The organism is Sediminicola sp. YIK13 (genome assembly GCF_001430825.1).
In the GTDB taxonomy this organism is placed as follows: Bacteria; Bacteroidota; Bacteroidia; order Flavobacteriales; family Flavobacteriaceae; genus Sediminicola.
Window position 1 is genome coordinate 2209496 of sequence record NZ_CP010535.1, and the last position, 14267, is coordinate 2223762.

The following is a 14267-nucleotide window of genomic DNA, read 5'->3' on the forward strand; positions in this document are numbered from 1 at the left end:
GCATGTCCTCCTATTGGAAACTTCATAAATTTCCAATCCTTATGGTGCTTATCAGCATCGGATTCTATGCGAGTTTTGCTTATGACCTGGACCGGTCAGATATTATAAAACTAATAACCCTATCCCTAGGGTTATTTTTTTTGTGTTATAAAATCATACAATTTGAGAAGTGGAATTTTAAATTTCTATTGGTTGCCGGCGTTCTTTTTCGTTTGGTCTTTTTTATGGTCTCACCCAATCTTTCCCAAGATTTCTTTCGTTTTATATGGGATGGGGAATTGGTCAGACAGGGCTTCAATCCCTATCTGTTTACACCAAACGACTTAATGTCACAAGGGAATCTCGTCATTGCCAATGCACAAGAATTGCATATGGGAATGGGAGAATTAAGCGCAAAACATTTTTCCAATTACCCCCCTCTTAACCAACTGCTATTTGCAATTTCCGCTGCATTAGGTGGGAAGTCAATTCTAGGTAGCATTATTGTAATGCGCTCAATTATAATATTTGCTGATCTAGGTATCCTATACTTTGGTATAAAGTTATTGAAGCATCTCAACAGATCTTCCTATTTGATTTTCTGGTATTTTTTAAATCCTTTGGTCATCATAGAACTTACAGGCAATCTTCATTTTGAAGGAGTCATGTTATTTTTCTTTATGGTTGCCCTTTATTTTACAGCAAAGAAAAAATGGCAATGGGGAGGTGTATTTTATGCTTTTGCCATTTTGACAAAACTTGTACCCCTTATCTTCCTTCCCCTATTCCTAAAACATTACGGTATCAAAAAAAGTTTGGCCTTTTATTCCCTCATTGGAATTACCGTACTAGTATTTACGTTTCCTTTTTTCACAATGGATTTCATCGCCCATTATTCGGCAACCATAGGGCTTTGGTTCTCCAATTTTGAATTTAATGCAAGTATTTATAACATCATAAAATACGTTGGGCAACAGTTTGATATCCCTGCCTACGAAATGATAAAGGCATTTGGGAAAATTATTCCCTTCATAATTATCGCATTGGTCCTTCTTTTTACTTTTTTACGCAATAATAAAAACACATCCAGTCTGATGGTTTCTATGTTATGGATTTTAAGTTGCTATTATTTTTTGGCCACAACGGTCCATCCATGGTACATCATCTTCTTGGTCATTTTGGCGATTTTTACAGAATTTAGGTTTCCCCTAGTTTGGTCCTTTACCGTCACATTAAGCTATTGGGCCTATTCCAATAGCCAATTTGAGGAGAACCTTTTGATTCTCAGCATTGAATATATCCTAGTATATGGTTTCTTAATCTATGAATTGATGACCCTAAATAACAAAAACCTGTTATTTTGTAAAAATTAATCATGTTTTGCCCCTAATTCATTTTAATTGGTACATTTGTTTTGTAATGAAGGTAACAACACATATACTTATTCATAATCGGGCTTCTTTTCCCGTTTATTCATTTACGCCTACACGTCGTCGCCCGTAAGGGTGCACTTCTATCATGGAAATAGGTGAGTCCATTTCCAACTCTCGAAAAAAATCATTATTTTATTTAATCCTAAAGCAACATTCAATGAAGATTGTTATTGCTAACGAATCATATTTTAAATATTCCCAGATTATCTGTGATACCATAGAGGAGTCCGCCAAAGTGCGCGGCACTGGTATTGCAAAACGAACTACGGAATATATTGAGAAGAGGTTGAAAAATGGCAATGCCGTTTTAGCCTTGGACGGGGACAAATTTGCCGGCTTCTGCTATATAGAAGTATGGGGCCATGAAAAATTTGTCGCCAATTCAGGATTAATCGTCCATCCCGATTACAGAGGGCAAGGCCTTGCCAAACAGATCAAGAAAGCCGTTTTTGACCTTTCCAGAAAAAAGTTTCCGGAAGCCAAAATATTCGGTATTACCACTGGGTTGGCCGTAATGAAAATGAATTACGAGCTGGGCTATAAGCCCGTTACATTTTCGGAACTTACTGACGATCCAGAATTTTGGAAAGGCTGCCAAACTTGCAAGAATTTTGATATTCTGACCCGGACGGAAACAAAAATGTGCTTGTGTACGGGCATGTTATATGATCCACACGCAAAGAAAAAAGTGGAGAATAGCAATTTAAATACAAAAGCATTTACAAGATTAAAGAGTATCAAGGAGCATTTGCTCCTTAAAAAGAAAGAAAAATGAAAAAATTAGTATTAGCCTATAGTGGTGGACTGGACACATCTTATTGTGCAAAATATCTATCCAAGGACAAAGGGTTTGAAGTGCACGCGGTGAGCGTGAATACAGGAGGATTCTCGCAGGAAGAAATAGCCAGCATCCAAGAAAAAGCATTACAATTGGGAGCCTCAACCTATACCTCCATTGATGCCGTGCAGACCTTTTATGATAAAGTGGTCAAATACTTGATCTTTGGCAATGTCCTAAAAAATAATACCTATCCCCTGTCGGTAAGCGCTGAGCGTATTGTTCAGGCCATAGAAATAGTGAACCATGCTAAAAAAGTAGGCGCAGCTTACATTGCCCATGGTAGTACTGGAGCAGGAAATGATCAGGTAAGATTTGATATGATTTTTCAGATCATTGCCCCGGAAATTGAGATCATCACCCCCATCAGGGACAACAAACTATCGAGGGAAGCTGAAATAGCCTACCTTAAAGAAAATGGGGTGGATTATTCTTGGGAAAAAGCCAAATACTCCATCAATAGGGGCCTATGGGGCACTTCTGTAGGCGGCGAAGAAACTTTAACGTCACATTCGGCCCTACCGGATACTGCCTATCCCAGTCAGTTACAAGAAACAGAACCGACAGCTATTAAACTCACTTTTAAGAGAGGAGAACTTATAGCCATCGACGGCAAGGAGAACACTCCCGTGAATAATATTATTGCCTTGGACGCTTTGGCCTCTAAGTATGCCATTGGAAGGGATATCCACGTAGGGGATACCATCATAGGTATCAAAGGAAGAGTTGGGTTTGAAGCCCCTGCTTCCCTTATCATAATAAAAGCCCACCACTTGTTGGAAAAACATACCTTGAGCAAGTGGCAGCAATTCCAGAAGGAACAGCAAGGAAATTTCTATGGAATGCTCCTACACGAAGGAAATTATTTGGATGAGGTAATGAGAAATATTGAGGTGTTTCTAACCGATACACAGAAGAATGTTTCTGGTGACGTGTTTGTTAGCCTTCACCCTTACCGTTTTCAACTCAATGGAATTGACTCCAAGCACGACCTGATGAATGCCTCTTTCGGGAGCTATGGGGAAATGAACAAGGGTTGGACCGCGGACGATGCAAAAGGGTTCATCAAAATACTTTCCAACGCCGGAAAAATATATAATCACGTCAACAATAGTTATGATTAAAGCAGGAATAATTGGAGGTTCAGGATATACCGGGGGAGAACTGATACGAATTCTACTGAACCATTCCAAGGTAAGTATCGATTTTATATACAGTACAACCAGGGCAGGAAAAAAGGCATCAACGGCACATCCCGATCTATTGGGGGTGACGGATATAAAGTTTACCGATGAGGTTAACTTAACGGTGGATGTGGTCTTTCTTTGTTTGGGCCATGGTAATTCTACCTCTTTTTTGAATGAACACCAGTTTTCTGCCAATACGAAAATTATTGACCTGAGTAATGACTTCAGACTAGCAGCAGATGCCCAATTCAAAGGCAAGGATTTTGTCTATGGGCTACCAGAACTGAACAAAGAAGCCATTAAAAAGGCAAATTATATTGCTAATCCAGGGTGTTTCGCAACTGCCATACAATTGGCACTATTGCCTTTGGCGAAAGCTGGCGCCCTTGACAATCCTGTGCACATCAATGCTGTCACGGGCAGTACTGGAGCAGGTGTTGTTTTATCCGCGACTTCTCATTTTAGTTGGAGAACCAACAACATTTCCTGGTACAAACCCTTTACCCACCAACATCTGGGAGAAATAAATGAAAGTTTACATTCCCTCCAATCCAATGCTGGGGAGCTATTCTTTTTGCCCAGTCGTGGTAATTTCACCCGCGGCATCTTTGCCACAGCCTACACCAACTATAATGGGTCTTTAGAAGACGCTAAAAGCCTGTTTAAGGACTTTTATGCCGATGCTAAATTTACGCAAGTCTCTGACGAGGAAATTTGTCTGAAACAGATAGTGAACACCAATCATTGCCATATCCATCTGCACAAGCACAACGGAGTGTTGTTGGTCACCTCTGCCATAGATAATTTATTAAAAGGTGCGTCAGGGCAGGCCGTACAAAACATGAACCTGATGTTTAAGTTTGAGGAAACGGAAGGACTACAATTAAAAGCAGGAGTATTTTAAATTATTGATCGTTGCCTTTTTGTGAACAATAACGAATAAACAAAACAAAATGAAAATAGCCATACTAGGGGCGGGAAACTTGGGTTTGTCCATAGCCAAAGGATTATTGAATACAAATGACGGGATCGCCTCCATATACCTCACCAAAAGAGATATAAGCCCGATAAAAGCTCTGGAGTCGTATGGCAATGTCACTGTGACCATGGACAACAAGGAAGCACTTAAAAATTCGGATATTTTAATTTTTGCCGTGCAACCCGTACATTTTGAAAACATTCTAGAACAGCTAAAAGACTATTTAGCGGACAACCATATCATTATTTCCACGATTACCGGATTTAGCATAGAACGAATAGAAAAAGTTATAGGAAAGAATAACAACATTATCCGAAGCATGCCCAATACGGCAATTTCAGTAGGCCAGTCCATGACCTGCATCTGCGCCAATGAAAAGGGTCAGGGAAAAATTGAACTGGCCAGGACAATTTTCAATAAAATGGGCCATTCTATGATCATTCCGGAAAATCAAATGCAGGCAGCCACGGTCATTTGCGCCAGTGGGATAGCCTTTTGGATGCGCCTTATCAGGGCTACCACCCAAGGTGCCATTCAACTTGGATTTGATGCCAAAGAAGCACAGGAACTGGCTATGCATACCTGCAATGGGGCTGCCCAATTATTGATCGCCTCGGGCAATCATCCCGAAGAAGAAATTGATAAGGTGACCACCCCAAGAGGATGTACCATCCAAGGATTGAATGAAATGGAACACCAAGGATTAAGCTCTTCCTTAATTCAGGGTATCGTGGCCTCCTATGAAAAGATCAATCAAATTAAAAAAGAATAACAATGAACCTATTTGATGTATACCCATTATATAACGTAACCCCTGTTTCCGCTAAAGGTATTGTTGTCATCGATGATAAGGGTCAGAAATACCTTGACTTTTACGGAGGACACGCCGTTATATCTATTGGCCACTCCCATCCGCACTATGTTAGGCGTATTAAGGAGCAATTGGACCAAATTGGGTTTTATAGCAATGCGATCCAAAATCCGCTGCAATGTGAATTGGCCGAAAAATTAGGGAAACTTTCAAATTGCGAGGATTACAATCTATTTTTATGCAATTCTGGGGCTGAAGCCAATGAAAATGCCCTAAAATTAGCCTCCTTTCAAACTGGAAAGTCGAGGGTATTAGCATTCCAAAACAGCTTCCATGGGAGGACCTCAGCTGCAGTTGCAGCAACGGACGACTTAAAAATCAATGCACCAATCAACCAACAACAGAAGGTCACTTTCCTTCCTTTTGACGACATAAAGGCCTTTACCAAGGAAATTGAAAAAGGGGACGTATGCGCCGTTATTTTGGAAGCCATTCAAGGTGTAGGGGGATTGGACGAGCCCTCTACTGAATTTTACCAAGAAATCGCCAAACTTTGTAAGGAACACCATGCACTGCTCATTGCAGATGAGGTGCAGTCGGGGTATGGAAGAAGCGGTAAGTTCTTCGCCTTCCAGCATCACGACATCCATCCAGATATCATAACAATTGCAAAAGGCATGGGCAACGGTTTTCCTATCGGTGGTGTTTTGATACACGATAGCATCAAAGCTTCCTATGGCTTGTTGGGCACTACCTTTGGAGGGAATCATTTGGCTTGTGCGGCAGCATTGGCGGTGTTGGAAGTTATTGAACAGGAATTCCTCATTGAAAATGCCAACAAACTATATGAATATTTCATTTCCAAGGCAGCAAAAATACCAGAAGTAAGGCGGGTAAAGGGAAGAGGCCTTATGATAGGCTTGGAGTTCGATTTTGATGTTTCCGAACTGCGGAAGAAATTAATTTACAACCAACACTTATTTACGGGAGGAGCTAAGGATAAACGTGTTTTGAGAATTCTCCCTGCTTTGAACATTACTAAAAAACATATCGATCTATTTTTTGAAGCCCTTCAAACGGAATTATAGGAATAGGTTTCCCCTGAACTGCCTTTTTAAACTAGCGCAGCTTTGGAGTACAGTTACAGCAACATGAATAAAAAACGCATCTTACTAAAAGTTGGCACCAATACCCTTACCAAGGAAACCGACCAGATTTCCAGAGGAAAAATTGAGGATATTGCCCGTCAGATTGCAACGTTAAAGGATAAATACGAATTTATTATCGTAAGTTCTGGCGCCATTGCCGCTGCAAGACAGTTCGTGAAATTGGAGCATAATGGGGCCGAAATCAATGTAAAGCAGGCATTGGCCGCTATAGGTCAACCTCATTTGATGCGTATTTTTCAGGAAAATTTTAGGGAATTGGGGTTATTGACCTCTCAATGCCTATTGTCATATTCAGATTTTGAAAAGGAGGCCTCCAAGGTAAATATATGCAATACCATTAATGTCCTAGTGGCCAACAACTTTATCCCAATCATTAATGAAAATGATACGGTAGCCACGGACGAAATACAGTTTGGTGATAATGATAAGTTGGCAGCACTAACGGCTGCCCTCATAAAAGTGGACCTTCTCATTATAGCCACAAACACAGATGGCATTTATACAAAAGAGTCCATAGAAAACAACAATCCTGAAACGATAAAGACGGTACATAACCTTGAGGAACTACAATGGGAGGTAAGTGGCACCAAATCCTCCAGGGGAACAGGTGGCATGCAGTCAAAGATTGAAGCTGCCACGATCGCCAACGAGGCCAAAATAGAAACATGGGTCGTTAATGGCCTAAAAGATAATTTCATAATAGATGCTCTGAACAACCAGAGCAACTTTACCAAAATAAAATAAAAGACATGTTACATTACCTATCCTTAAAAGATATTGATTCCTTGCCCAATTGGGTAGAAGAAGCGAGATCCCTGAAAACAAATCCAAAACATCATAAAGGCTTGGGAAAAGATAAAACCTTAGGGTTACTATTTTTCAATAACAGCCTAAGGACACGTTTGAGCACACAAAAAGCTGCTATGAATTTGGGAATGGAGGTTATTGTCATGAATTTTGGCAGTGAAGGTTGGGCTTTGGAATATGGAGATGGTACTATTATGGACCAAGGTTCCTCGGAACATGTTAAAGAAGCCGCCCAGGTTATTTCCCAATACTGTGATATCATCGGGATAAGAGCTTTTGCCTCCCTTACCGATAAAGAAGAAGACGAAGCCGAACTAGTCCTGGAATCATTTAAAAAATATGCCACAGTACCCATTCTAAATATGGAAAGCTCTGTAGGTCATCCTTTACAGGCCCTGGCAGATGCCATAACATTGGCGGAGAACAATACCAAGTCCAAACCAAAAATTGTTCTTTCCTGGGCCCCTCATCCCAGGGCCCTGCCCCATGCGGTGGCCAATTCCTTTGTAGAAATGATGCAACGCCAAGAGGCAGATTTTGTGATCACACATCCTAAGGGGTATGAGCTGAGTGAAAATATCACAAAAGGTTGCACTATTGAGTACGATCAGGAGAAAGCCCTGGAAAATGCCGATTTTGTGTATGTAAAAAACTGGAGCAGCTATACCAATTATGGGCAAGTAATCAACAAGGATACCAACTGGACCATCACCTTAAAAAAATTGGGACAGGCTAAATTTATGCATTGTCTTCCCGTACGTAGAAATGTGGTGGTTGCAGACGAGGTGTTGGACAGTAGCCAATCCTTGGTCATTGAACAGGCAAACAACAGAACCTATGCGGCACAAATAGCCCTAAAGAAAATATTGGAAAGCCTATCTTAACCCAAATACATGAAACAAAAATTATCCATAATCAAAATAGGGGGCAACGTTATAGAAGATGAAAATCAGCTAGCCAAGTTTCTCAGCTCTTTTTCTAAAATGGAGGGTTTTAAAATCCTGGTACATGGTGGCGGAAAGCTCGCCACTCAATTGGCCGAAAAACTTGGAATACAGTCGCAATTGGTAGGCGGAAGACGAATCACGGACGAAGAAAGTTTAAAAGTAATCACCATGGTATATGGCGGCCTGACCAATAAGAATATTGTGGCCCAATTACAGGCCAACAATTGCAATGCCATAGGACTTAGTGGTGCCGATGGCAATACCATTCAAGCCCATAAACGTCCGGTTAAAACCATAGATTACGGCTATGCTGGTGATGTAGACGGTATTAACGCCACCACTATAAATGCACTTCTTACCTCTGGACTTGTACCTGTTTTTTGTGCTATTACCCATAATGGGAAAGGACAATTATTGAACACAAATGCAGATACCATCGCTTCTGAAATAGCTATTGGCATGAGTGGGCTCTATGAAACAACCTTGTACTACTGTTTTGAAAAAAAGGGTGTCTTGATGGATGTTGCGGAAGAAAATTCCGTCGTCAAACATATAAATAGTCAATCGTACCAGGAGCTTTTAGATCAAAACATAATTGCAGATGGCATGCTTCCGAAATTGGAGAATTGCTTTCACGCATTAAACAAAAAGGTCCACAAGGTGTGCATAGGGGATATTTCCATGTTACAACCTACAAAGGCCCTATATACAACCATTACTTTATGACCTTAGATCAAAAACATCTTACAACAAAAGCAATTGCATTATTAAAGCAGTTGATCTCCATACAATCCTTTTCTTCGGAAGAGGATAAAACCGCTGATGCCATTGAAGCTTGGTTTGAGTCGTTTGATATTCCTTTTAAAAGGGAAAAGAACAATGTATACGCTTTCAATAAATATTATGACGAAAGTAAGCCTACATTATTGCTCAACTCCCATCACGATACGGTAAAGCCAAATTCGGCCTATACCAAAGATCCCTTTCACCCTCATATTGAAGACGGAAAATTATATGGATTGGGAAGCAATGATGCAGGAGGTTGTTTGGTATCCTTGATAGCTACCTTTACCAGTTTTTATGAGGCCAAAGACCTCAACCACAACATTATTATAGTTGCATCAGCTGAAGAAGAGAGTTCTGGCCCTAACGGCCTTAACAGCATGCTCCTGATCTTGCCACATATAGATGTTGCCATTGTAGGAGAACCAACCTTGATGAACCTTGCCATTGCCGAAAAAGGATTGGTAGTTTTTGATGCCGAAGTAAAAGGAACCCCTTCCCATGCGGCACACCCGAACAATGATAATTCAATTTACAATACCATTGAAGTACTGAAGTGGTTTCAGACCTTTTCCTTTGAAAAGGTTTCCGAAGCCCTGGGGGAGGTGAAGCTAACAGTTACCCAGATTAACGCGGGCAGCCAACACAATGTAGTTCCCGCCAAGGTAGACCTGGTTGTGGATGTGCGGGTAAATGACCGTTATAGCAACAAAGAGATCGCCGATATCTTGGCCAAGGAAGCCCCTTGCCAAATAAAACCTCGATCTTTAAGACTTAATTCATCTTCGATTGACAAAAATCACCCCTTGGTGCAATCGGGGATCAATTTGGGAAGGAGCACATATGGCTCCCCTACCCTTTCGGACCAGGCGGCATTGAGCTGTCAGTCCTTAAAATTAGGACCTGGGGACAGTACAAGATCCCATTCTGCAGATGAATATATTTACGTAAGGGAAATCGAGGAAGGCATAGATTTGTATATTAAAATTGTAGACGGATTCCTGCACTGATAATGCAGCACCAATACTAACAGCTGGTTTAAGATTAATTAGAACTAGAAAATTAAAGCATATGAAACTCTGGGACAAAGGATTTAGCACGGATAAAAAAATTGATCATTTCACGGTAGGGAATGATAGGGAACTCGATTTGGTTTTGGCTAAATACGATGTCATCGCATCTAAGGCACATGCCAAAATGCTGGGCAAAATTGGATTGTTGACCAAGGAGGAAACCCAGGCCTTGTGTGCCGAATTGGATCAAATTACCAAATCCATAAAAGAGGGCAAATTTATTATAGAGGACTCCTTTGAGGATATGCATTCCAAAATAGAATATGTGCTTACCGATAAGCTGGGAGATACGGGTAAAAAGATCCACACGGCCAGATCTAGAAATGATCAGGTCTTGGTGGCCATGCACCTCTATTTAAAAAATGAGCTTTCTGAAATAAAAGAAATGACACAATCGTTGTTCGATCTACTTTTAAAGTTGGCCGACCAGCACAAGGAAGTGTTACTCCCCGGATATACCCATTTACAGATAGCCATGCCTTCTTCGTTCGGACTATGGTTTTCTGCCTATGCAGAGAGTCTGGTGGACGACCTATATTTCATTGACGCTGCCTATAAGGTAGCAGACCAAAACCCCTTAGGGAGCGCGGCAGGCTATGGAAGCTCCTTTCCCATAGACAGAAGTTTCACTACTGAGGAAATGGGATTTGGAACTATGAAATACAACGTAGTTGCTGCCCAAATGGGACGGGGAAAGGTAGAAAAGGCGACGGCTTTTGGGATGAGCAGTATAGCCGCCACGCTATCTAAAATGGCAATGGACATCTGTTTATATATGAGCCAGAACTTTAATTTCATCTCCTTTCCCGATGAGCTTACCACAGGTTCTAGCATAATGCCCCATAAAAAGAATCCAGATGTTTTTGAATTGGTAAGAGGTAAATGCAATAAACTTCAGGCTGTACCCAATCAACTGATTTTAATCACCAATAATTTACCCAGTGGGTACCATAGGGATCTACAATTGGTAAAAGAGGTCATTGTCCCCGCCATACAGGATTTAAAAGCGTGTCTGGAAATACTGACTTTCAGTTTAAAGGAAATTAAGGTAAACAAGGGCATTTTGGAGGACCCAAAATACGATTACCTATTTAGTGTGGATACCTTGAACGAACTGGTATTGGGCGGAATGCCGTTCAGGGATGCCTATAAGAAGATGGGAATGGAAATCAATGCAGGAAATTTTACGCCTAAACGAGATATTAAACATACCCATGAAGGAAGTTTGGGCAATCTGTGTTTGGAGGAGATCAGAAATAAAATGAAGTAAAATTTTTTGAATCAACGAAAAGGGGCCAAAAACTAATGTTTTTGGCCCCTTTTCTATTTCTTATGATGTATGACCTATTTGATCATCCCCAAGTTAATCACTTCCTGCTCAGTAAGGTATCTCCAATGTCCTCTGGGCAAATCTTTCTTAGTAAGTCCGGCATAGACCACACGGTCCAACTTTTCCACTTCATAACCCAAGTGTTGAAATATTCTCTGAACAGCCTTATTACGGGTACTGTGTATCTCTATCCCTACTTCGCGTTTGGGGGCATTCTCTATGTAACTTATTTCAGCAACCCTGATGACACTTTCCTCAATAGTTACTCCCTCTTCAATGGCCTTTAGGTCCTCGAACTTCAGATTTTTATCAAGTACCACATGGTAAATCTTCCTCAACCCGTTTTGTGGGCGGGCCAAACGTTTTGCCATTTCACCATCATTGGTAAAAAGGATCAAACCGGTATCATCCTTATCCAAACGTCCGATAGGTGATATTTTTGATTTAGAGGCATTCAAAACCAATTGCATTGCTGAACGTCTCCCTCTTGAATCAGTAGCTATGGTCACAAAGTCTTTGGGCTTGTTCAAAAGCACATATTCCTTTTTCTCTGGGCTCAACAATCTTCCATCAAACTTTACCACGTCGGTAAGCTTTACCTTATAGCCCATTTCAGTAATCGGCTTTCCATTTACGGTAACATTTCCTGAGGCTATATAAATATCAGCATCCCTTCTGGAACACACCCCTGAATTGGCCACGTATTTGTTTAAACGAATTACATTGGGATCAGAAGGTTTCTTGTCCCCTTCGGATTTTCTTTTTATAGGTGCATTTCCCCTAGCAAAGCTCTTTTTCTTAAAACCTTCTCCTCTTCCTGAAGCTTTCCCATCTCTATTGTCATCTGACCTTCCCATACGTATTATCTACAAAAATATTTGCACAAAGGTACAAAGGAATTTCAGGATTATAGCAATTACCTTTTATATAGTTGATTAAGGGGAGGGCAGTAGAATAAACCACGCTATTGAAAGAGAAGTAATCCCTTATAGAATTATGCCGTAAGAGTGTAAAAAGGGCATTGAAGTCATGCCGACGCGTATTTCTATGATTGCATGACAGAGCCTACAATATTCTATTTAAGACCAACTGAACATCTATCAATAAAATACTAAAAACACCCACTATGATGATTAGTTTAAGGATATTATGGAGCCAAACATAGTGCTTCTTGCTCTTCGATTTCCATAACAGCACTAGAAAGAGCAGGAGCAACACAATGGCCAATATAAAATAGACATACATATAACCGACGTCAAAAGAGGTGATCAATAAAAAGGAGGGCACCAAAGTAAGCGCTATCAATAAGCTGATTCCTGTCTTGGAAAAAACCTCACCATACAAAATAGGAATGGTCTTATAGTTTTGGGCCAAATCCCCCGCCATATTCTCCATATCCTTGATCATTTCCCTTGCAAGAATCAGTAGAAATAGAAAAATGGCATGCACGAATATTTGTGCTTCAAAATTTTTGTAGTGGACAAAAACAATAAAGAAAGGGGTAATGGCTAAAATGGCCGATACTATATTACCAACAAAAGCCACTTTCTTCAGTTTATGAGAGTAAAACCAGATTCCAAAAATGTATGCCGAAAAAAAGACCACTGCCTTAAATGAAACATAACTTGCCAAAAATACCGCTAAGAAATTGAGGACAAAATAGGTTGATAATTTGGTGCGTTGGCTGACCAAACGATCCAGCATCGTCTTTCTGGGTTTGTTGATCAGATCTTTTTCGGCATCATAAAAGTTATTGATGATATAACCACCCGCAATAACCAAGGCGGAAGCAGTGACCAAAACAAACAGATTGATATCGAGAATAACCCTTCTAAGGGGTAGATCTGGGGCCAAAATATATATAGAAGCTAAATATTGGGCCAATACAATCATTAGAATATTGTAACCCCGTACGACGGAAACAAGGCTCAAGAACTTTAATAAAAGGAGCTTGTTCTTTCTACTAAGCATGGCTCAAAGCTTTAGAAGTTATAGACCACTTCTAAATTATAGCCTTTTAATGCTTTTTTTGCTTTATTGATGTCTTCGGTAAAACCTAAAATATAACCTCCACCCCCTGAGCCGCAAAGCTTCAGATAATAATCATTGGTTTCAATTCCATTTTTCCAAAGCTTGTGAAATTCTGCAGGAATCATGGGCTTAAAATTATCCAAAACTACATTGGAAAGTTGTTTTAAATTCCCAAAAAGAGATTTCACATTCCCACTGATAAAATCTTCCACACAGGCATCGGTATGTTTTATAAACTGGTCTTTCAACATGTTTCTAAAACCGTCCTGCTTCATTTGTTCCATGAAAATCTGTACCATTGGGGCAGTTTCCCCGATGATGCCACTATCCAATAAAAACACGGCTCCCGTGCCCTCTAGATTTTGGGATGGGATGCTGGTAGACTCAATATTATCCTTTGAATTTATTAAAATAGGTAGGCTTAAGTAACTGTTCAACGGATCCAACCCAGATGATTTACCGTGAAAGAAGGACTCCATAGCACCAAAAATAGCCTTTAGAGTAAGTAATTTCTCCCTTGTAAGATTCTCTAAGACCGTAATCTTTTCAACGGCGTATTTATCGTAAATGGCCGCAACTAGGGCACCACTACTACCTACTCCATAACCTTGCGGTATGGAACTATCAAAATACATTCCATTGGCAACGTCCTTTTTTAAAGATTCAAAGTCGAATGCCACCAATTCAGGATTCTCAAGCTGCATTTTTTCCAAATACACAGCGAATGCCCTAAGGCTTTCGTTGGACTTCTTTGCAGTTTCAGAAAGATTTTTGCTGGTTTTCAGGGCACCTTTGAAGAAATTATAGGGTATAGAAAGACCTTTAGAGTCTTTAATAATCCCGTATTCTCCAAAAAGTAAAATTTTAGAGTAAAATAATGGTCCTTTCATAGCCTTTTTA

At 40.3% G+C, this 14267-nt stretch carries 14 protein-coding genes; 11 read left to right on the top strand and 3 right to left on the bottom strand.

Annotated features, from left to right (window positions below):
- Positions 1–2: 2 nt before the first annotated feature.
- The 11 genes from SB49_RS09835 to argH all read left to right on the top strand — a co-directional run bounded on the left by SB49_RS09835 (position 3) and on the right by argH (position 11276).
- Complete coding sequence (locus SB49_RS09835; RefSeq protein WP_062056117.1) at positions 3–1352, top strand: glycosyltransferase 87 family protein; 1350 nt, start codon at positions 3–5, stop codon at positions 1350–1352.
- A gap of 217 nt (positions 1353–1569) precedes the next feature.
- Positions 1570–2187, top strand: coding sequence for a GNAT family N-acetyltransferase (locus SB49_RS09840; protein WP_062056119.1), 618 nt, complete (start codon positions 1570–1572; stop codon positions 2185–2187).
- Positions 2184–3374 carry an argininosuccinate synthase gene (locus tag SB49_RS09845; protein ID WP_062056121.1) on the top strand — a complete coding sequence of 397 codons (1191 nt, stop codon included), beginning with the start codon at positions 2184–2186 and terminating at the stop codon, positions 3372–3374. Before SB49_RS09840 ends, SB49_RS09845 begins: the two co-directional genes overlap by 4 nt.
- Entirely contained in the window at positions 3367–4341 is a 975-nt protein-coding gene (gene argC, locus SB49_RS09850; RefSeq protein ID WP_062056123.1) for an N-acetyl-gamma-glutamyl-phosphate reductase, read from the top strand. The genes SB49_RS09845 and argC overlap by 8 nt, the downstream gene beginning before the upstream one ends.
- A 49-nt stretch (positions 4342–4390) precedes the next feature.
- Complete coding sequence (proC, locus tag SB49_RS09855; RefSeq protein ID WP_062056125.1) at positions 4391–5188, top strand: pyrroline-5-carboxylate reductase; 798 nt, start codon at positions 4391–4393, stop codon at positions 5186–5188.
- Between the two features lie 2 nt (positions 5189–5190).
- Positions 5191–6315 (top strand): aspartate aminotransferase family protein, encoded by a 1125-nt coding sequence (locus SB49_RS09860; RefSeq protein WP_062056127.1) that lies wholly within the window; start codon positions 5191–5193, stop codon positions 6313–6315.
- A 63-nt stretch (positions 6316–6378) separates the two neighbouring features.
- Positions 6379–7140, top strand: coding sequence for a glutamate 5-kinase (gene proB / locus SB49_RS09865; protein ID WP_062056129.1), 762 nt, complete (start codon positions 6379–6381; stop codon positions 7138–7140).
- Positions 7141–7145: 5 nt separating this feature from the next.
- Complete coding sequence (locus tag SB49_RS09870; protein WP_062056131.1) at positions 7146–8087, top strand: acetylornithine carbamoyltransferase; 942 nt, start codon at positions 7146–7148, stop codon at positions 8085–8087.
- 9 nt (positions 8088–8096) lie between these two features.
- A complete protein-coding gene (argB, locus tag SB49_RS09875) occupies positions 8097–8876 on the top strand; it encodes an acetylglutamate kinase (RefSeq protein ID WP_062056133.1) in 780 nt (259 codons plus the stop codon).
- Positions 8873–9943, top strand: coding sequence for a M20 family metallo-hydrolase (locus SB49_RS09880; RefSeq protein ID WP_062056135.1), 1071 nt, complete (start codon positions 8873–8875; stop codon positions 9941–9943). Before argB ends, SB49_RS09880 begins: the two co-directional genes overlap by 4 nt.
- Positions 9944–10004: 61 nt before the next feature.
- Complete coding sequence (argH, locus tag SB49_RS09885; RefSeq protein WP_062056137.1) at positions 10005–11276, top strand: argininosuccinate lyase; 1272 nt, start codon at positions 10005–10007, stop codon at positions 11274–11276.
- Between the two features lie 74 nt (positions 11277–11350).
- Here argH and SB49_RS09890 read toward each other — a convergent pair whose 3' ends face one another.
- From SB49_RS09890 to SB49_RS09900, 3 genes are all read right to left on the bottom strand, one after another.
- Complete coding sequence (locus tag SB49_RS09890; protein ID WP_062056139.1) at positions 11351–12193, bottom strand: pseudouridine synthase; 843 nt, start codon at positions 12191–12193, stop codon at positions 11351–11353.
- Positions 12194–12401: 208 nt separating this feature from the next.
- Entirely contained in the window at positions 12402–13307 is a 906-nt protein-coding gene (locus SB49_RS09895; protein WP_062056141.1) for a geranylgeranylglycerol-phosphate geranylgeranyltransferase, read from the bottom strand.
- Positions 13308–13318: 11 nt separating this feature from the next.
- On the bottom strand, positions 13319–14257 hold the full coding sequence (locus SB49_RS09900) for a mevalonate kinase family protein (RefSeq protein WP_062056142.1): 939 nt from the start codon (positions 14255–14257) through the stop codon (positions 13319–13321).
- Between the last annotated feature and the right edge of the window lie 10 nt (positions 14258–14267).

Coding starts and splice junctions, on each gene's coding strand:
- argH (WP_062056137.1), top strand. CDS start 10,005: ATGAAACTCTGGGACAAAGGATTTAGCACGGATAAAAAAATTGATCAT.
- SB49_RS09870 (WP_062056131.1), top strand. CDS start 7,146: ATGTTACATTACCTATCCTTAAAAGATATTGATTCCTTGCCCAATTGG.
- SB49_RS09840 (WP_062056119.1), top strand. CDS start 1,570: ATGAAGATTGTTATTGCTAACGAATCATATTTTAAATATTCCCAGATT.
- argB (WP_062056133.1), top strand. CDS start 8,097: ATGAAACAAAAATTATCCATAATCAAAATAGGGGGCAACGTTATAGAA.
- SB49_RS09835 (WP_062056117.1), top strand. CDS start 3: ATGTCCTCCTATTGGAAACTTCATAAATTTCCAATCCTTATGGTGCTT.
- SB49_RS09845 (WP_062056121.1), top strand. CDS start 2,184: ATGAAAAAATTAGTATTAGCCTATAGTGGTGGACTGGACACATCTTAT.
- SB49_RS09860 (WP_062056127.1), top strand. CDS start 5,191: ATGAACCTATTTGATGTATACCCATTATATAACGTAACCCCTGTTTCC.
- SB49_RS09880 (WP_062056135.1), top strand. CDS start 8,873: ATGACCTTAGATCAAAAACATCTTACAACAAAAGCAATTGCATTATTA.
- SB49_RS09890 (WP_062056139.1), bottom strand. CDS start 12,193: ATGGGAAGGTCAGATGACAATAGAGATGGGAAAGCTTCAGGAAGAGGA.
- proC (WP_062056125.1), top strand. CDS start 4,391: ATGAAAATAGCCATACTAGGGGCGGGAAACTTGGGTTTGTCCATAGCC.
- SB49_RS09900 (WP_062056142.1), bottom strand. CDS start 14,257: ATGAAAGGACCATTATTTTACTCTAAAATTTTACTTTTTGGAGAATAC.
- argC (WP_062056123.1), top strand. CDS start 3,367: ATGATTAAAGCAGGAATAATTGGAGGTTCAGGATATACCGGGGGAGAA.
- proB (WP_062056129.1), top strand. CDS start 6,379: ATGAATAAAAAACGCATCTTACTAAAAGTTGGCACCAATACCCTTACC.
- SB49_RS09895 (WP_062056141.1), bottom strand. CDS start 13,307: ATGCTTAGTAGAAAGAACAAGCTCCTTTTATTAAAGTTCTTGAGCCTT.